This is a genomic window from Streptomyces tubbatahanensis, from assembly GCF_022699385.1.
GTDB classification, from domain to species: Bacteria; Actinomycetota; Actinomycetes; order Streptomycetales; family Streptomycetaceae; genus Streptomyces; species Streptomyces diacarni.
This window is the reverse complement of the sequence record NZ_CP093846.1, coordinates 4662339-4680082: the sequence shown is the minus strand read 5'-3', so window position 1 is coordinate 4680082 and position 17744 is coordinate 4662339. Positions and strand designations below refer to the sequence as shown.

Here is a 17744-nt window from a genome sequence, read left to right as displayed (position 1 = left end):
CGCCGCACCGGGCGCGGCCCGAGGCGACGCCGTCCGAGGCAGGGGCACGGCCCGAGGCGCGTCGTGCGTCCCGTTCCGCCGATGACTCGGCTGCCTCCCCCTCGCCCTGCCAGTGCGAGAACTGTCCGAACAGTGCGCGCCATGAGCACCGCAGGGCGGTGGAGGCGTTCGTGCGGCGGCGGGACGAGTTGGCTGAGGGCGAAGGCGTGCCGGTCGGTCTCGCGCACTCGGCGGGGGCTTCGCGGCAGTGGGTCTCCGACGAGTTGACCCGGGCGGCACGTGAGGTGGCCGACCGGAGGCGCGCGGAGGGTGAGGCATGGGTGGCGAGGCTGTGGCGGCGCACCGTCCTCGCCGTGTGGGCGGCGGTCGGTGTGCTCCTGCTGGTGCAGTTGCTGACCGCTCTGGCCGGCGGCTGGTCGGTCGGCAGGACGGCCGGTCTGGTGGCGGCGCTGGTCTCGGCCGTCCTGCTGTCGGCGGCCGCGTGGCTGCACCGGGCACGCGGCGGTGTGCTGGCGCCTGTCATCGGGGAGGACAACCGGCTGTCCACCTCGCGTACGGTGGCCGCCGCCTGGGTGCTGCTGTCCGTCTTCGCCGTGCTGGTCATGGCCGTCGAACTGGCGGCGGCCCCGGACGCGGGGGCGCGCGGTGACCTGCTGGCGGGGCTCGGTCTGGCGCGGGGGGCCGGAATGGTCACGGTCGTGGCCCTGACGTGCGCGGTCGCCGTCGTGGTGCGCCGGACGGTGACCGTACGGGTGCAGGGCAGGCGGTTGCAGAAGGTGCGGGCCGACCGTCCGCGCGCCGCTGACCTGCTCACGGACGACGCGGGCCGTGGCGCGTTCTCCGATGTGCAGTACATGCTGATCAGCGCGGCCGCCGTGGTCTTCGCCGCCGTCCGGTTGGCCGGGCAGCCTGACCGGTTGCCCGATCTGCCGTGGGGGCTGGCGCTCCTGGTCGTCGTCTCGACCGTGACGTATCTGGCGGGCAAGTACGCCGAGAGCAGCCGTCCTGTGGTGCTGTCGGTCGTCCGTGCGCGCGAGGTAGGCGATCTGCACGCGCCGATCAGGACGGGTGACGACATCGAGATCCGCGGCACGGGTTTCGTCCCGGTGGGTGCCACAGAGCCCGACCGGCTCTCCCGCATGGTGGTGCGCATCGGCACCGTCCATGTGCACGCCCCGCTCATCCCCGTGCGTGGGGGCTTCGCCAGTCCCGCCGACACGGCGCTGACGGTGCCCGTCCCCGTGGAGGTCGAACCGGGGCGCGTGGAGGTGCAGGTGGTGACGGCGGCCGGGGCCGAGACGAACCGCTACCCGATCGACGTGGTGGAGTAACACCCCTCGCCTCCGGCGCCGTACACCCGCACGCAGCACCCCTCCGCTCGCGCACTTGCCAGGTGGCCAGGGCGTGTGGGAAGAATCGCGGCCACACCGAACGCGTTTGCGGAAGGGCGGGAGCCGTGGGATGTCTGTGACAGGTCCGGGCGGAGGCGGGACCGACGAGGGGGCCAAGACCGTCCATGCTTTTCCGGGACCGGTGGCGGGCGCGCCCGTCGGGGTACGGGGGCTCGCGGCGCGGTACGCGCTGCTGCCGCTGCGGCTCTTTCTCGGCCTCACCTTTCTGTACGCGGGCATCCACAAACTGACCGACGGCACTTTCCTGACCGGAAGCGGACCGGGCTCGTTCGCCGGCACGCTGCGGGCCGTCCACGAGACGGCCGCGGCGCCCTGGCTGGTCGACCTGGCGCAGCAGAGTCCGCAGGGCTTCGGTACGGCAATCTCCGTCGCGGAGATCGCGGTGGGTTTCGGCACGCTGTGCGGACTGTGGGCACGGGTTGCGGCGGCCGGTGGGGCGCTGCTGTCCCTGTGCCTGTGGCTGACGGTCAGCTGGTCGAGCGAGCCGTACTACTACGGCAACGACCTGCCGTACCTGATGGCGTGGCTGCCGCTGCTGCTGGCCGGGACTCCCCTGCTGTCGCTGGACGCGCTGCTGGCGGTACGGCGACGGCGCAAGGGACAGCAGATTTTCGGCTGAGGACGAGGCCGGGCCTCAGACCGACGGTCCGCTCAGGTTCCGGGCTCCCGCCGCCTTCCCCGTGCGCGGCGCAGCAGAAACGTCAGCAGGGAGACGCAGCCGGCCAGGAAAAGGGCGACGGGGAGCGCGATCAGCAGCGCCCAGAAGGGCAGCTGCAACTTCCCCGCCACGTCCAGCAGGTACAGCACCGCCATGACGATCATGACGAGGCCGAGCAGCAGCCGGGAGGGTTCGAAGCGGTGCCTCATCGGGTCGCCTCCTGTGCGGAGTGACGGGATTCCGCGGCGGGCGACTTTGCGTGTGCGCCCGCCCCCGAGTGCTCGTCCGGGCCGACGGCGCCGGGACCCGTGTCGCCGGACGGGTCCCCGGGTGCCGGCTCGTCCGGGGCGTCTCCGGGCGCCGGCTCGTCCGGGGCGTCTCCGGGCGCCGGCTCGTCCGGGGCGGTCTCGCCGGGCGGCTGCCGGTGGTCGGAGCGCTCACCGGAGGGCAGTTCCCTGACGAGCTCGACGCGGCCGAGGCCGACGCTCATGTCGAGCTCGATCGTCCCCTCGGGCCGGGCGCCGTCGAAGGGGCGCAGTGTGATCCTGCGGGTCGTGCCCAGGCCACCCGAGCTGTCGGGAACGACGTTCCCGTCCCCGTCCAGGGACCGCGGGAAGACCGTCTCCCCCATCCCGACGTCCGTGTGCAGCTTGACCACCACGTTGTCCGGCACCACCACCTTCGCCTCCCCGGCGCCGATCCGTACGCCGCTGCGCACCGTCTGGCCCGCCTTCAGCCCGGCCTCGGTCAGGTCGAGTTCGCCCGCTCCGCTTCCCAGCTTGTAGCGCGGCTTGATCTCCTGCGCCGCGGCCGGCACCCAGCGGGTGTCCCGTACGTGCGTCGAGATGTCCTTCGGCAGCGCGGCCGCGCCCGCCAGCAGGCCCGCCGTCAGCACGAGGCAGAAGAGGGTTCCAGGCCCCGTACGGCCGACGAAGGCGCTGACGCCCAGGCCGAGACCGAAGACCGCCAGGGCGCTGCTCAAGCCGATGACGAGGATCGTGGCCAGCGGGTTCCCTTCCCAGGTGGCGGCGGCGGACACGCCGCCCGCGACCAGCGCCAGCAGGAAGGTGAGTCCGCCGAGCGAGCCGCCGCCCGCGCCCTGCCGCGCGGGCGGACCGCCGCCCTTGGCTCCCGCGGGTACCGGCACCCCGAACGACGCGCCGCCGCGCGCGTGGGCGCTGGGCGGTGCCGCGTGCGGACGGGCGGCCTCGGGGCCCCACAGGTAGCCGGTGGCCGCGCCCGCGCGGCTCCACGGGCTGGTCGACGCGGTGCCCGCCTCGCTTCCGTCCTTGGTGAGCGGCTCCCGCCACCAGGAGGCGGGTACGGCGACGGGAGGGGCCTGGGTCTCGGGCGGCGCGTCGGCGACGGCGTGCGCCGTCGCCGGATCGACCCGCGCGCCCTCCCCGCGCGCGGCCTCGGCCTGCCGCCGGTGCCGCGACCAGTACGCCGCCCCGGCCACGGTGCCGATCAGCAGCACGGAGAAGGGCACGCTGCGACCGCCGAGGGAGGCGAGGAAGAGGCCGCAGCCGACGAGAGCGACCAGGACCGCGGAGAGCGAGGAACTCTCCACCCGTCCCGACAGCAGCCGCCGCCCCTCGTTCTGCGACTCGCCCTCGGCGGGGATGAGCAGCCAGGCGAACCCGTAGAAGATGAGGCCGAACCCGCCGACGACGGACAGCACGGCCAGCGGGACCCGGAAGATCACCGGATCGAGGTCGAAATACCGCCCCAGGCCGCCGCAGACGCCCCCGGCGACCTTGTGCGCACGGCTGCGCCGCAGCTGCCTGCCCTTCGGCCCCTGCGGCGGCGGATTGTGCGCCCCCCACGACGGGGCCCCCGCACCCTCACGCGCTTCCGTACCTTCGCGCGCCCCCGCACCCTCGCGCGCCCCCGCCCTGGAGCCTGCCCGTGCACCAGAGCGCGCTCCCGCACCGGAGCGCGCCCCCGCCCCGCGCCGCCGCGGCCCCGCACCGGAGGACGTCCCCTCCTCCCCCGCTCCGCGCCGCGTGCGGTCCGCGTCTTCCGGGTCCTCCGGGACGCGTTCCCCGCGCTGCTCGTCCTCGCTCATACGCCTATGGTGGCGCCCCGGGCGCGGCCGGGCATCGGGGCCCTACCCGGAGCGATCCCTGAGATCGGCGCGCGCCCCCGCGCGCCGTCTCGCGAGGCCGCCTCGGGGGAGCCTCAGGGGTCGACCCTGATGTCCCGGCGCGCCGGGCGTGTGACGATCGGAGCATGACAGCGCCCGCCTCCCCCACCGTGGACGCGCCCCAGGGGCCCGCGTCCGCGGACCCGTCCGCCGAAGAGCCGCCGCAGCGCAAGCTCTACCGCAGTGCGGAGGGGCGCATGCTGGGTGGCGTGGCGCGCGGTCTGGCGGGCCATCTGGCGCTGCCGGTCTCCTGGGTGCGGATCGTCTTCATCGCGCTCGCCCTCGCCAACGGGCTCGGGGTGCTGCTGTACGCGGCGTTCTGGTTCGTCGTCCCGCTCGGCACCGGCGGTGTCGGCGTGGGGCACCGCACCGGTGCCGCGGGCCTGACCGAGGCGGTCACCGACCGGCGCGGGCTGCGGCTCAGACTGTTCCACAAGCCGGACAAGGGCCAGCTGATCGCCGTACTGGCGCTGGTCGTCGCCATTTTCGTCACCGCGGACAACCTCCAGTTCGGCGCGGCCAACACCTACCTGTGGCCGGTCGTGCTCATCGGGATCGGCGTCGCCCTGGTGTGGCGGCAGGCCGACAACTCCCGCCGCGCCCACTGGGTCGAGGTCGGGCGGCGCGCCAGGCTGCTGCCGCTGGCCCGCAGCGCGGCGGGGGTCGCGCTGGTCGCCGTCGGGGTGACCGGCATCGTCGTCGTGCAGGGCTCGGTCAGCCATCTGGGTTCCGTGTTGCAGGCGGCGCTGGCGGTGCTGGTCGGCATCGCCCTGATGGCGGGCCCGTATCTGGTGCGGATGGTGCAGGACCTCTCCGAGGAACGGCTGATGCGCATTCGCGCCCAGGAGCGGGCCGAGGTCGCCGCGCACGTCCACGACTCGGTGCTGCACACGCTCACCCTCATCCAGCGCAACTCCGACAAGCCCCGCGAGGTCGCCCGCCTGGCCCGCGCCCAGGAACGCGAGCTGCGCGCCTGGCTGTACAAGCCCACGGACGCGGCCGGCCGGACGCGGCCCGTCGAGGAGGAGGACGAGCCCACGACGCTGGCCGAGGGGGTGAAGGCCGCGGCGGCCGAGGTCGAGGACCACCACGGGGTCCCCGTCGAGGTCGTCTGCGTCGGCGACTGCCCTCTCGACGAGGCGCTGGGCGCGCAGCTCCAGGCCGCGCGCGAGGCGATGGTCAACGCCGCCAAGTACGGTGGCGAGGGCGGCGCCGTGCAGGTCTTCGCCGAGGTGGAGGGGCGTACCGTTTTCATCTCCGTGAGGGACCGCGGTCCGGGCTTCGACCCGGACACCGTGCCATCGGACAGGATGGGCGTACGCGAGTCCATCATCGGCCGGATGCGCCGCAACGGCGGCACGGCGCGGCTGCGCACCGCACCGGGCGAGGGGACCGAGGTCGAGCTGGAGATGGAGAGGGCGGCGGAGTCGTGACGGACGGACCGAACGAGACGAGCGCGGCGGGCGAGCAGCAGGGCACGGACGCCGGAGGGGGCCGCCGGGTCCGGGTCGTCCTCGTGGACGACCACCGCATGTTCCGCGCGGGCGTGCAGGCGGAGATCGGCCGCACCGACGAGACGGGCGTCGACGTCGTGGGCGAGGCGGGCGACGTCGACCAGGCGATGACGGTCATCGAGGCCACCCGCCCCGACGTGGTCCTGCTCGACGTGCACCTGCCCGGTGGCGGCGGCGTCGAGGTGCTGCGCCGCTGCGCGCCGCTGATGGGCGATGCGGAACGGCCCGTGCGTTTCCTCGCGCTGTCGGTCTCCGACGCCGCCGAGGACGTCATCGGCGTCATCCGCGGCGGTGCGCGCGGCTACGTCACCAAGACCATCACGGGCGGTGACCTGGTGGGCGCCATCTTCCGCGTCGCGGACGGCGACGCGGTCTTCTCCCCGCGGCTGGCCGGCTTCGTCCTGGACGCCTTCGCCTCCACCGACGCCCCGCCGGTCGACGAGGACATGGACCGCCTCACCCAGCGCGAACGCGAGGTCCTGCGGCTGATCGCGCGCGGCTACGCCTACAAGGAGGTGGCCAAGCAGCTGTTCATCTCCGTCAAGACGGTCGAGTCCCACGTCTCGGCGGTGCTGCGGAAACTCCAGCTGTCCAACCGCCACGAGCTGACCCGGTGGGCGACGGCGCGACGGCTGGTATGAGGCTCTTTTCGGCGCCGGCGCCTCCGGCACGCGGCTTCGAGCTCAGCGGCCACCGTGTGGAATCCGCGTGCTGAGCCCTGCTAAGCGGCAGAGCGCACGCTGGCGACGAACGCCGACCAGGCGCCGGCGGTGAAGGCGACCTGGGGGCCCATGGAGTGCTGCTTGGAGTCCCGGACGAGGATGCTGTGGGGGCAGGCGGCTACCTCGACGCAGTTGCCGCCATCCGTGTTGCTGTAGCTGGACTTGCGCCACGAGACAGCGACCTCGACGCAGGCGCCCCCTTCTGTGTTGCTGTAGCTCGACTTGAACCACGCCAGCTCGGTACTCATAGCTCCTCCGCCAACTCGCTGATGAAGGCTGACGACTCCTCGGGGTTGAGAGCCAGCCGCAGGATCATTTCATGGCGCTGCCGGAGCGTGCTGATCTTCTCTCCATCTGAGTACAGAACGCCCGTGGTTTGCCCCTCCTCATACCCGAGATACTCGTGATCAGGGGTCTCCAGCAGCACGAAGGGGCCCAACCGCCCGGGGTGCGGTCCTCGCCCATAAGGCATGACCTGGATGGTGACGTTCCGCCGACGCCCCACATGCAGCAGATGTTGCAACTGACGTTTGTAGGCAGCCGTGTCGCCTACTTGGTCACGTAGGGCGGTCTCGGAGATGACGAAACTGAATGCCTTGGTCTGCTTGTCCAGCAGCGTCTGCCGTGCCAGCCGACCCTTCGTGCGCTCCTCGATGGTTTCGTCATCCAGCGGCGGACAATGAGCGTGAAGCATCGCAAGGACGATCTCCTCGACTTGTAACAGGCCAGGGATGAACTCAGTCTCGTACCAACTGACGGCCACCGCCTCGCTCTCCGCCTGCATGAAGTCCTGCGAGTACGACGGGAACGGTTCCGGGCGGAGGAACTCCACCGCAGCCGCCAGCTTCCCCTGCGCACCGCACATATCGTCGGCGATGCGCAGCACATGGGCCTGCGCCTTGCGCACTCCGCGTTCCATGCCCTTGATGGCGTCGTAGCCGTAGCCGGCCTCCTGTGCCAGGGCCTGGCGCGAGATACCGGCCGCCTCGCGCCAGCGTTTCATCTGGTCTCCGGCGTAACGCCATGCCATGGGGCGGTCGTCGCCGTTGCCGTTCCTGCTGTTGCCGTTGGCCAACCGGCTCGCCTCCTGAGCCAGTACGCCCGGGTGGGGACACCCCGGGCACACTCACCGTCCGTACCTGCTCCGTTACTTCGAACCGTACGACGTGACCAGCACGCTGTGCGCCATGAACAGCGAGATTCCCCCTGCGGGCGCCTTCGCGGTCGATACGCGGACGGGCCGGATCGGTCAAGTGATGGGCCGCGAGGGGCCGTACGTACAGATGCGGCCGCCCGGTGGCGGTCGCGAGTGGGACGTGCCGCCGGACGCGATCCGTGCCGCGCGGGTCATCGAGGAGCTGCGCGCACGGGTCACCGACCTGAACCGGCAGAGCAGGCTCCCGTGAGCGGCCACCGAGGGAGCTCTCCGTAGAGGATCACACGCCGTAACCGTCCGTCGCCAACTACCCACAGTCGGTGTACTCTGCCGCGTATCAGCTCGCCCCATGTGCCACACATGAGGCGGCCCCCGACGGTGTTAGCGCACCGGTCGAGGGCCTTCACCACCAAGGTCATCCGAAGGGACCCTGGGATGCACAGGCATGTTAGCGCGCCCTCGCGCTTCTTCTCCCAATTGCCGAACGACATCATCCGCCACCCCCGCCTGTCCGCGACCGCGGTACGGCTCCTGGCCTGGCAGCTTTCCCTCCCCGAGGGCGCCGACGAACCGCTGTGGAAGACGGCAGAGCGCGCCGGAATCGGCAAGGTCGCCTTCCAGCACGCGAAACGGCAACTCCGCGCCGAACGCTACCTGTTCGAGTGGCGGCACCAGAACGAGCACGGGCGCTGGCAGACCGTCCAGCTCGTCGCCAACACCCCCCTGTCACCCGACGAAGCCCGCGTCGCCGTCCAGCCCGCCGCCCGACCGACAGCCGCCCTACCGGCCACCGGTGCGCCGACCCGTCGGCCCGCCGCCCCTCAACCCCGTAAAACACCCGTAGGGAACACCTCCCACCCTCCCGCCACAACCGAAGCCACCGAAGCCCCCGAAGCCGCGGCGCCCCGACTCGGCACCGAGATCCGCGCCCGCGCCGAAGCGCTCCTGCTCTCCCTCCCCCGCACCGCGCCGTACCTGGCGATGCCCGCCCGCAAGGCCAGGCGCTGGGCGCCCCTCGCAGCGCGCTGGCTGGAGTGCGGCCTGGGCACCGACGACGTACGCACGGCGCTCACGGCGGGGCTGGAACAGGCCCGCTCCCCACTCGGGGCGCTCCGGTGGCGGCTGGAACACGCCCTGCCCGAGCCCGTCGCCACGTCGCCCACCACGCAAGCGGCGCCGCCGCGCGTGTCCCGCATGCGGGAATGCGCGGGCCCACACACCCAGCCGCTGCTGTTCACCCCCGTCGGCAACGAGGACCGGTGCCCCACCTGCCGCACCACGGCAGCAGCCACGGCGACGCCCGCACCCCCGCCCGGGACCGGCCTCCGCACCTTCCACGCAGCACGCGCGGCACGCGCGGCACGTACAGCACGCCCGGCACGCGCAGCACGCGCCGCCCGCGCCACACTCACCGCAGACGGCCTGCCCGCGGCCGCGGAGTGAACCGAAGCGTGGGTCCGCCCGTGTCTGGGGGCGGTGCCTGCGGTGCTGAGAGTGTTCCGAACGTTGCTGGACTGCTCCGGTCCTTCTTCGTCCGTCCGAGCGGACGACGGGCACCTTTCCGCACCCCCTACGCGAGGTGACCATGTTCGGATCTGACAGCAGACAGGACTACTCAGACGACCGGGGATCCCGCCGCGGCCTCTTCGCCGTGATCGCCGCACTGTGCGCGGCGGCCGTGGCCGTGACCCTGATCACCGTCAACACATCGTCCGGCGAGGACGGCAAGCGGCCGGAACTGGCCGCCGCCGCGGACTCGTCGGCAGCAGGGAAAAACGTCGGATACTTCACCAACTGGGGTGTCTACCAGCGCGATTACCATGTCAAGGACATCGAGACCTCCGGCTCGGCGGACAAGCTGACCCACATCAACTACGCCTTCGGCAACGTCCAGGGCGGCAAGTGCACCGTGGGTGACAGCTACGCCGACTACGAGAAGACGTACACCGCCGAGCAGAGCGTCGACGGCCAGGCCGACACCTGGGACCAGCCGCTGCGCGGCAACTTCAACCAGCTGCTCAAGCTCAAGAAGAAGCACCCGGACCTGAAGGTGCTGTGGTCCTTCGGCGGCTGGAGCTGGTCCAAGGGCTTCACCGAGGCGGCCAAGAACCCGGACGCCTTCGCCGAGTCCTGCTTCAACCTGGTCAACGACCCGCGCTGGGAGGGCCTCTTCGACGGCATCGACATCGACTGGGAGTACCCCAACGCCTGCGGCCTCGGGTGCGACACCAGCGGCCCGGACGCCTTCGCCAACCTGATGAAGTCGCTGCGCGGCAAATTCGGCGACAAGCTGGTGACGGCGGCCGTCACCGCCGACGGTTCCAAGGGCGGCAAGATGGAGGCGACCGACTACAAGACGGCCGCGCAGTACGTCGACTGGTACCTGCCGATGACCTACGACTACTTCGGCGCCTTCGACCAGGAAGGCCCGACGGCGCCGCACTCGGCGCTGGAGACCTACGACGGCATCCCCAAGAAGCTCTTCGACACCAAGTCCTCCATCGCGTCGCTCATCTTCCGCGGGGTGCCTCCCGAGAAGGTGCTGATGGGGCTCGGCTTCTACGGCCGCGGCTGGAGCGGGGTGACGCAGTCGGAGCCCGGCGGCACGGCGACGGGTCCGGCTCCGGGCACCTACGAGCAGGGCATCGAGGACTACGAGGTGCTCAAGACCCGCTGTCCGGCCACCGGCAAGGTCGGGGGCACCGCCTACGCGCACTGCGGCGACCAGTGGTGGAGCTACGACACCCCGGAGACCCTGCACGGCAAGGTCGACTGGGCCAAGCAGCAGAAACTGGGCGGCACCTTCGTCTGGGAGCTGAGCGGTGACACTCCGGACGGAGAGCTGATCAAGGCCATCCGGTAGGCGAGCGCACCCTGCACGCACGAGGCCCCGCGGCACCCTTCCGCGGGGCCTCGGTGCGTCTCCCGCCGGGGCGCGGTGCTCACGCCTCGGGGCGTACGCAGGTGTAGCCCTGCTCCAGCAGTACGGGCAGGTAGCGGTCGACGGCCTGGACGGTCTGGTCGCGGGGGCCGCCGCCGTCGTGCTGGAGGACGATGGCGCCGGGGGTGGCCTTGTCGAGGACGGCGCGCACGATGGTGGTCGTACCGGGGCGCGACCAGTCGCGGGTGTCCAGGGACCAGCCCATCGGCTCCATGCCGAGGCGGGCGCAGATCTTCAGCGAGGGCGCGTGCCAGTCGCCGTAGGGGGCGCGGCACCAGGTGGGCGGGACGCCGAGCACACGGTCGATGAGTTCGCTGGTGCGGGAGAGTTCGCTCTCGATGTCCTTGGTGCGCAGCCGGGTCAGCTGGCGGTGGCTGTAGGAGTGGTTGGCGACGACGTGTCCTTCGGCGGCGATGTCGTGCAGCAGTTCGGGGAAGACGGCGGCGTTCTCGCCGACGACGAAGAACGTGGCCTGCACGCCGTGCCGCCGCAACACCTCCAGCAGCGCCGGGGTGTGCACGGGGTGCGGCCCGTCGTCGAACGTGAGCGCGAGGACGCGGCGCCCGTGCGTTCCGGGCAGCGTCATCTCCGCCTGGGTACGCACGGGCGGGTGGGCGCTCGGCGCGCCCATCGACGTCTCCCCGGCGAGCGGGCGCAGCCGGTAGCTGTCGGTGGCGGCGTGCTCCGCGTGCTCCGCGTGCTCCGTGTGCGGGAGGCCACGCACCGGCCGCCTGCCCGCTCCGGCACCGCCGCCCGCCGGGCGCGTCGGGTCGCCCGGATGCTTCGCGGCGGCGACGGCGTGTCCCCTCCGCCCGGCGTCGTGGTATGCGAACGCTCCGGCGGCGACACCCGACAGCGCCGCCGTGCCGACGCCGAGGCCGGTGAACAGCAGACCCCGTCGCGTGAAGATATGACAATCAGATCGCATGCCCCTTGCGTAGCACCGGCGCGCCGCGTCACGGGTGACGCGGCGCGCGGGATCCGCGAGTCCGCCCGAACGGCGCACACCGCCGGAGGCGGCCGTACACCGCCGGAGGCGGCCCTGCACCGCCGGAGGCGGCCCTGCACCGCCGGAGGCGGCCGTGCACCGGACGGCCGCCCCGACCGGCAGGTGCGCGGCGGACGGGCAGGTCAGGTGGGGTCCGGGGCGGCCCACGGCTCGTCGTCTTCCGGTTCGTCCTGCACGCGCAGGGCGGCGATCCAGTGCGGCAGCAGCCAGTGCAGCACCAGGAGGCCGAACCCCGCCGTGGCCAGGGGGGCGGCGAGGGCGTCGAGGCCGGCGCCGGCGAGCCAGGCGGCGTAGAAGCCGAGCAGTGCCGCGGCCATCACCGAGGAGCTGATCCGGTAGGCCAGCGCGTGCACCGTGCCGCGCTCGGCGAGCTGCCGCTCGTCCAAAACCCGGGGGCGCAGCTCCAGCAGGCCCCGCGTCATGGAGTTGAGGAGCCCCATGAGGGGGATCCAGACCAGCCCCGCCACCAGCAGGGCGACCAGCGGCCAGGGGGACGAGACGGCGAGCGGCGTCACCATGCCCGCCGCGGCCACGGCCGTGGCCGCGAGGTGCGCGGCCACGATGCGGCGCCGCGCGCGCCGGGTGGCGTGGTAGCGCTTGGTGCGCGCGTCGTTCATGGTCTTGAGCATCCATGTGTCGTAGCGCGTGGCGTTCGAGCGCGTCGTGGTCATCGCGGCGTCCTCCCCGTGTCGTTGGCACTGCCCGTCCCGTCGGCCGGGCCGCCGTACAGCTCGTCCGTGAGCGGGCGGAAGGGCTCCAGGGAGAACAGCGCCTCCACCGGGAGCCGGAAGTGGGCGGCGATCCGGAGCGCCAGATCGAGGCTGGGGTTGTACTGCCCGCGCTCGATGTAGCCGATCGTCTGGTAGTGCGCACCCACCGCCGTGGCCAGCGCCTGGCGGGACACCTTCCGCTCCGCCCGCACGACCGCCAGCCTGTTGTGCACCTGCTCGCTCATGTATAAGGAGTACTACATCGCGCCGCAGGCCCGCAACACTGTGCGCCTCGCCATCGCCTCGCCATCGCCTCGCCATCGCCTCGCCTGCGCCTCGCCTGCGCCTCGTACGCGTGCGCCCCCGTCAGCCCACCACCAGCACCACCTTGCCCCGCACGTGACCGCTCTCGCTCTCCGCCATCGCGGCTGCCGCGTCCGCCAGCGGGTACATCCGGTGCACGGGCAACCGCAGCCCGAAGCCCGCCGCGTGCAGGGCCGACGCCTCGGCGAGCGCCCCCGCGAAGTCCCAGTCCCCGCCTCCGCCGGAAAAGTGCACACCCGACCGTGCGGCCTCGTCCGGGTGGACGATGGTGACAACCCGCGCGCTGCCGCCCGTCAACGCGAGGGACGCCTCCACGGAGCCGCCCCGGCCCGCCCCGTCGATCGCCGCGTCCACACCCCGCGGGGACAGCCGCCGCACCCGCTCGGTCAGCCCCTCCCCGTAACTGACCGGCTCGCCGCCCAACTGCCGTACATACGCGTGGTTGTGCTCGCTCGCGGTGCCGATGACCCGGATTCCGCGCGCCGCCGCGAGCTGGAGCGCCAGCGTGCCGACCCCGCCGGCCGCCGCGTGGAAGAGCAGCGTCTCGCCCCGCTCCAGGCCCAGGTACGCGAAGCACCGCAGCGCTGTCTCGGCGGCTGTGGGGATCACCGCGGCCTCCGCCCACCCCAGCGCGTGCGGCCTGCGTACCAGGTTGCGGGCCTCGGCCAGTGCGTGGGCGGCGTAGCTTCCCGTGGAGGTGCGTCCGAACACCTCGTCGCCGACGCCGAGTCCGCCCACGTCAGGGCCGACGGCCTCGACGACGCCTGCCGCCTCCAGCCCGGGGACGTGCGGCAGCGGCACCGGGAACAGTTCGGTCATCCCGCCCCGGCGGATCTTCCAGTCCAGCGGGTTGACCGCCGCCGTCCGCACCCGGACGCGGACCTGTCCCGGCCCCGGCTCGGGCAGCTCGACCCGGTGCGGCGCGAGGACGTCGGCCGCCCCGAACCGGTCGAAGGCCATGGCGTGCGTGGTGAGTGTCATCGGGTGTTCTCCTCGGGTCGTACGGAAGTGCCGGCGGGGTGCGGCGGTACGGCCGGGCCGGTCCCGCACCGCACCACTGTCACCGGCGGGCGGCCGGTGGCGGGCCCCTCGAAAGACCGGACCTCGGCTCTCCTTACGGCCAGGTGGCCGCAGGCCGCGCAGTCGTACGGTGGGCCGGGTGGAACCACGCTGGAGCAGTCCCGACGACGCACTGGCCCGGGCGTTCGACCTCGTCGCGGCGCCGCTGCCCGAACTGCTGGAGCGCACCTCGCGCGCACTGAACGGACTGGTGCGGCACACCGCAGCCGCGCAGTTGAGCGAGGTGTCCGCGTACGCGCCCAAGCAGGCCGTGGGCACGGACCGCGACCTGGCCGCGCGCATCACCCACGACGAGCTGGGCCAGTTGGCCTTCCGGGTGCGGGTCGGTGCGCCCTGGTGGGGCGAGGCGGTGCTGGGCGGCGAGCGCCGCGCTGTGCTCGGTGTCGCGGCGGCACACGCCGGGAAAGGAGGCGCCTTGCTGGCGCTGACCGGGCTGCGGACGGCGGCACCGCCCCCGCCCGCCGTGCTGCGCACCGTGCAGCGCGTCTGGGACCTGGTGACCGTCTCCACCTACCGCCTCACCGCCGAGGCTCTCCCCTCGCACACGTCGGTCTCCCGCGTCGCCGCGGCGGCCCGCGCCGCCGTACTGGCGGAGCTGGCCGACGCGCACGGCGCCGCCCTCACGGGCGTCCTCACCGCCCTGCGCGCGCCCGCGCTGGACGACGCGGCGGCCCGCGCGGCCGCCACCGACCTGGCCGTCGACGCGCTCGCCGCGCTCGGCCGCATGACGTACTGGAACCGTGAGTTGAGCGAGGAGGACGCCGACACCGCCTTCCACCGCGGCGCCCGCGAACTGCGGCCGCCGGCCCGCCACCGCGCGGTCCGGCTCGCGCTGCGTCCGCCCGGAAGCGGGCGCTCCCTGCCGTCCGACACCGCTCACACGGCGCGCGCCGCGATGCGCACCGTCGCACTCGCCCTGCTGGAGCAGGAAGGGGTCGGGCGGATGCACGTGGGCTGGTGGCTGGAGGGCGACACGTTGCGGATCGCCGTGCGGGACGACGGCCCCGGACGGCCGGCGGCGGACGAGGCCGTCGTCCCCGCGAACGTCGCGGAACGCGTCGCCGCGCTGGAGGGCACGGTGACCGCCGACCCGGTGCCCGGCTGGGGCACGACGGTGACGCTCGTCCTCCCTCTGGGCGCACCGGCCGGCGCCCGCACGGCGGCACCGCCCACGGTGGCAGCGGCGGCGGGACGGGCCGCGAGGACGGACCGGGCGGCAGTGGCCCACGGCGGCCCCCACGGCCTGCGCGACCTCCACCCCCGCGAGGCCCACGTGCTGGAGCAGGTGTCACTGGGGCGCCGCAACCGCGAGATCGCGCGAGCGCTGGGCATCAGCGAGTCGACGGTGAAGTTCCACGTCTCCAACATCCTGGCCAAACTCGGCGTCACCACGCGCGGTGAAGCGGCGGCCCTCACCCGCGCCTGGGGCCCCTGACCCCGACCGACGCCGACGCGAACCCCGGGCGGGCACGCCGGAGTGCGCTCTCGGCGGCCGGGCGACTGGTCCCGCACACCTGAACGAGTGCGCCGGGTACTCTCACCCGGTGCCTTCCCTCGACCGTGTCCGCGCCCTGGGCCCGCTGCGCGGCGCCTCACGGCGCACCCTCCTCACCGCCCTGGCCGGCGCGGCGGCACTCGCCCTGGTCGCCGTCCTGGTTCCCGTGCTGCTCGACGGCCGGGAGGAGACCGTCTGCCGGCGCGCCCCCGTCCGGGCGCGCGCCCTGGCCGACGACCCGGAACGCGCGGCCAAAGCGCTGGACCCGGGCGAGGACGTGGCCCGCACGCGCCCGCTGAAGCGCCTCCTGCGGCCCGGCGGCCACCCGCTGTGCGAGGGCCCCGACGGCACCGCGCTGGCGGGCCGCACACTCGTCGCCGCGACCACGGGCCGCACCGCCGAGGACCAGGGCAGGCCCGCCCGCCCCCACTCCGAGCGCGCGGTCCGGGTGACACACGCCGTCGTCCTGCTGCTCGGCGAGGGGCACGACGGGCACGGGCCCGACTTCCCCCTCGGCCTGGCACCCCACCTCGCGCGGATGTTCGCCTCCTACATCCAGGACACCAGCCGCGCGATGACCCACGGACCGCCACGGGACGACCAGCGCCGGCCCACCATCAGCGACCGGGAAGCGGAGTACCCGGACGGGAGCGGCAACGCCGTCACCCCCTTCCCCAGCGGAGAAGACATCCACGTCGTCTTCCCGGACATCGAGCAGGCGCAGAACCTGATAGGCCGCCTGGCCGCCTCACCGCGCGCGTTCGCCACCCTGTACGACGCCGAACGCGCCCGCTTCGCCGCCTACCTGGAACGGCTCACCGACGACGCGCTGGAACCGGGCGCGAAGACCGAGTACGGGCTGTCGGGAACCGAGTCGGAACTCGAACAGAGCGCCGCCTTCGTGGCCAGGCTCATGGCCTCCCGCACGAGCGCCCTCGCGAACGGACTCGCCTCCTCACCCGACGCGTTCGACCGTGCGGTACTGCGCCACACCCGCGGCCTCTACCACGCCGCCGACCACCGGGTGCGCTCACGCCCCTCGGCGGCCACCCTCGCCCAGCGCCGCCCCGACGCCTCGCCGGGCACCGGCGGCAGGGCCGCGGAGCAGCTGATGGACGGACGGATCCAGCTCTTCGCGGTCTTCGACGCCTGGGCGAAGGAGCGCGGCATACCCCCGGGCCGGGCCGAACGGCTCCGGGTGGCCATCGACTGGCGGTACGTGCTGGGGCTCCGCCTGATCTGAACCCGAGCGCCGTGGGGCCTGCACGGCCCCTCAGGAGCGGGTGGGCAGCCGCAGGTCCTCACAGCCGCGCGCGGCGCTCTCCTTCTTCGCGAAGGAGGAGAGCATCGCCAGCATCTCGTCCTTGCCCAACTGGTCGCGGTCCACCGTGGTGCTCTCCGGACCCGTGTACCTGCCCGGTCTCCTGACGGTGATCTGGAAGCCCGCCGCCTGCCCCTCGCACCGCGCCAGTGCCCAGCCGTTGGCCTCCCTGAGCCACGGACCGGCCTGCTCCCGGTCCGTGCTCGCCTTGTTCATCCTGGCGTCGGAGAGCCGCAGGCGCCGCGAGAAGTCGCCGTACCAGCCGTACAGCCTCACCACCGCCGCGTGCGGGTCGCCGTCCTCGTCGGTGCCCGAAGGCCGCACCTCGCAACTGGTCATCGGTGCGGGTCCTTGGGGGATGCGCAGATCGGCGGTCCAGGCCGAGCCCTTCAGCAGGCCCTCGGCGAGCGCCGCGCAGGAGGTGTGGGCCGCGGCCGCGAGCCTGACGCCCTTCGGCTGCGCCCCCTGCTCCGGCAGGGGCAGCGGCTTCGCGTCGCAGCCCAGCTTCGCGGCCGCCTTGTTGGCGACGGCGACACCGGCGCGCAGCAGGTGGTGCGGCCGCGCCGGATGCCCGCCCGACACGCTCACCAGCAACTGCCCCCGGTGTCCTGCCGCGTCCTTGCCGCGCCCTGGGCACGAAGGCATCAGCCGCACCGTGGACATCTGGCCTTCGAACCCCGGCAGCCCGCCGGGAAGCGCCACCCGGGGGCGCCCGCCCTGGTCCTCGAACTCCCTGGACAGCTCCCGGTCGATGTCGTCGCGGCGGCCGTAGACCTCGACCTCGAGGACGCGCTCTTCTTCGCTGACCACCTCGCACGAGTAGCGCCCCAACTCGGCGCGGGTCTCGCTGGTGGACTCGGTCAGGTGCGCGTCCGGGCTGCCCGCCGCGGCGCGCAGCGCGTCCATGCCGCCGTCGGGTATCGCCCCGTCGCAGGCGCTGGAGGCGATCCTCATGTCCTTGAGCGTCGGCTTGGCCGCCCATCCGGCGACGCCGAGCACCAGCACTCCTGTCACGCACCAGCCGACGACGCGCCTGCGGCGGCGGCGCCGCTCTCCCTGTTCCCGGAGGACGCGCCACCTCTCGCGCTGCTCGTCCGAGTAGTGGAGGAGCCCCGCCCGGCGGGTCCTCTCCGTCTCTTCCGGCCCCCTGGCCTCATCGTCCGCCTCCGCCACCCGGGAACCGTATCCCAGCTCGCACACACGTGTGCCCCCGTGCTCCGGAGCGGAACACGGGGGCACACGGCGCGTGCAGGCGG

At 73.3% G+C, this 17744-nt stretch carries 18 protein-coding genes; 9 read left to right on the top strand and 9 right to left on the bottom strand.

The window, feature by feature from the left end; translation table 11 throughout:
- Positions 1-158 precede the first annotated feature (158 nt).
- Positions 159-1331 (top strand): hypothetical protein, encoded by a 1173-nt coding sequence (locus MMF93_RS20215; protein WP_242753508.1) that lies wholly within the window; start codon positions 159-161, stop codon positions 1329-1331.
- A 130-nt stretch (positions 1332-1461) separates the two neighbouring features.
- Positions 1462-2031 carry a DoxX family membrane protein gene (locus tag MMF93_RS20210; protein WP_242753507.1) on the top strand — a complete coding sequence of 190 codons (570 nt, stop codon included), beginning with the start codon at positions 1462-1464 and terminating at the stop codon, positions 2029-2031.
- Between the two features lie 32 nt (positions 2032-2063).
- Here MMF93_RS20210 and MMF93_RS20205 read toward each other — a convergent pair whose 3' ends face one another.
- Together MMF93_RS20205 and MMF93_RS20200 are read right to left on the bottom strand one after the other, a co-directional pair.
- Positions 2064-2279 carry a hypothetical protein gene (locus MMF93_RS20205; RefSeq protein WP_242753506.1) on the bottom strand — a complete coding sequence of 72 codons (216 nt, stop codon included), beginning with the start codon at positions 2277-2279 and terminating at the stop codon, positions 2064-2066.
- On the bottom strand, positions 2276-4138 hold the full coding sequence (locus MMF93_RS20200; protein ID WP_242753505.1) for a PspC domain-containing protein: 1863 nt from the start codon (positions 4136-4138) through the stop codon (positions 2276-2278). The genes MMF93_RS20205 and MMF93_RS20200 overlap by 4 nt, the downstream gene beginning before the upstream one ends.
- Before the next feature lie 164 nt (positions 4139-4302).
- Here MMF93_RS20200 and MMF93_RS20195 point away from each other — a divergent pair, with 164 nt between their 5' ends.
- Positions 4303-5649 (top strand): ATP-binding protein, encoded by a 1347-nt coding sequence (locus tag MMF93_RS20195; RefSeq protein WP_242753504.1) that lies wholly within the window; start codon positions 4303-4305, stop codon positions 5647-5649.
- On the top strand, positions 5646-6371 hold the full coding sequence (locus tag MMF93_RS20190) for a LuxR C-terminal-related transcriptional regulator (RefSeq protein ID WP_114023423.1): 726 nt from the start codon (positions 5646-5648) through the stop codon (positions 6369-6371). The genes MMF93_RS20195 and MMF93_RS20190 overlap by 4 nt, the downstream gene beginning before the upstream one ends.
- A gap of 80 nt (positions 6372-6451) precedes the next feature.
- Here the strand turns inward: MMF93_RS20190 and MMF93_RS20185 are convergent, their stop codons facing one another.
- Positions 6452-6700 (bottom strand): DUF397 domain-containing protein, encoded by a 249-nt coding sequence (locus tag MMF93_RS20185; protein WP_242753503.1) that lies wholly within the window; start codon positions 6698-6700, stop codon positions 6452-6454.
- Entirely contained in the window at positions 6697-7482 is a 786-nt protein-coding gene (locus tag MMF93_RS20180; protein ID WP_242757671.1) for a helix-turn-helix domain-containing protein, read from the bottom strand. The genes MMF93_RS20185 and MMF93_RS20180 overlap by 4 nt, the downstream gene beginning before the upstream one ends.
- 157 nt (positions 7483-7639) lie before the next feature.
- Between MMF93_RS20180 and MMF93_RS20175 the strand changes: the two genes are divergently transcribed.
- The 3 genes from MMF93_RS20175 (at position 7640) to MMF93_RS20165 (ending at position 10471) form a co-directional block, all read left to right on the top strand.
- On the top strand, positions 7640-7858 hold the full coding sequence (locus MMF93_RS20175) for a hypothetical protein (RefSeq protein ID WP_114023673.1): 219 nt from the start codon (positions 7640-7642) through the stop codon (positions 7856-7858).
- A gap of 185 nt (positions 7859-8043) precedes the next feature.
- Positions 8044-9051, top strand: coding sequence for a hypothetical protein (locus MMF93_RS20170; protein WP_242753502.1), 1008 nt, complete (start codon positions 8044-8046; stop codon positions 9049-9051).
- A gap of 142 nt (positions 9052-9193) precedes the next feature.
- Positions 9194-10471, top strand: coding sequence for a glycoside hydrolase family 18 protein (locus tag MMF93_RS20165; protein WP_242753500.1), 1278 nt, complete (start codon positions 9194-9196; stop codon positions 10469-10471).
- Positions 10472-10550: 79 nt separating this feature from the next.
- On the opposite strand, the gene MMF93_RS20160 is transcribed toward MMF93_RS20165, so the two are convergent.
- The 4 genes from MMF93_RS20160 to MMF93_RS20145 all read right to left on the bottom strand — a co-directional run bounded on the left by MMF93_RS20160 (position 10551) and on the right by MMF93_RS20145 (position 13573).
- On the bottom strand, positions 10551-11477 hold the full coding sequence (locus tag MMF93_RS20160) for a polysaccharide deacetylase family protein (RefSeq protein ID WP_242753498.1): 927 nt from the start codon (positions 11475-11477) through the stop codon (positions 10551-10553).
- Between the two features lie 203 nt (positions 11478-11680).
- Positions 11681-12229 (bottom strand): hypothetical protein, encoded by a 549-nt coding sequence (locus MMF93_RS20155; RefSeq protein WP_242753496.1) that lies wholly within the window; start codon positions 12227-12229, stop codon positions 11681-11683.
- Complete coding sequence (locus MMF93_RS20150; protein ID WP_242753494.1) at positions 12226-12513, bottom strand: helix-turn-helix transcriptional regulator; 288 nt, start codon at positions 12511-12513, stop codon at positions 12226-12228. Before MMF93_RS20150 ends, MMF93_RS20155 begins: the two co-directional genes overlap by 4 nt.
- 121 nt (positions 12514-12634) lie before the next feature.
- A complete protein-coding gene (locus tag MMF93_RS20145) occupies positions 12635-13573 on the bottom strand; it encodes an NADP-dependent oxidoreductase (protein WP_242753492.1) in 939 nt (312 codons plus the stop codon).
- Positions 13574-13751: 178 nt separating this feature from the next.
- Between MMF93_RS20145 and MMF93_RS20140 the strand changes: the two genes are divergently transcribed.
- A complete protein-coding gene (locus tag MMF93_RS20140) occupies positions 13752-15107 on the top strand; it encodes a helix-turn-helix transcriptional regulator (RefSeq protein WP_242753490.1) in 1356 nt (451 codons plus the stop codon).
- 109 nt (positions 15108-15216) lie between these two features.
- Positions 15217-16410, top strand: coding sequence for a hypothetical protein (locus MMF93_RS20135; protein WP_242753488.1), 1194 nt, complete (start codon positions 15217-15219; stop codon positions 16408-16410).
- Positions 16411-16440: 30 nt separating this feature from the next.
- Here MMF93_RS20135 and MMF93_RS20130 read toward each other — a convergent pair whose 3' ends face one another.
- Complete coding sequence (locus tag MMF93_RS20130) at positions 16441-17661, bottom strand: hypothetical protein (protein ID WP_242753487.1); 1221 nt, start codon at positions 17659-17661, stop codon at positions 16441-16443.
- Positions 17662-17744: the final 83 nt, after the last annotated feature.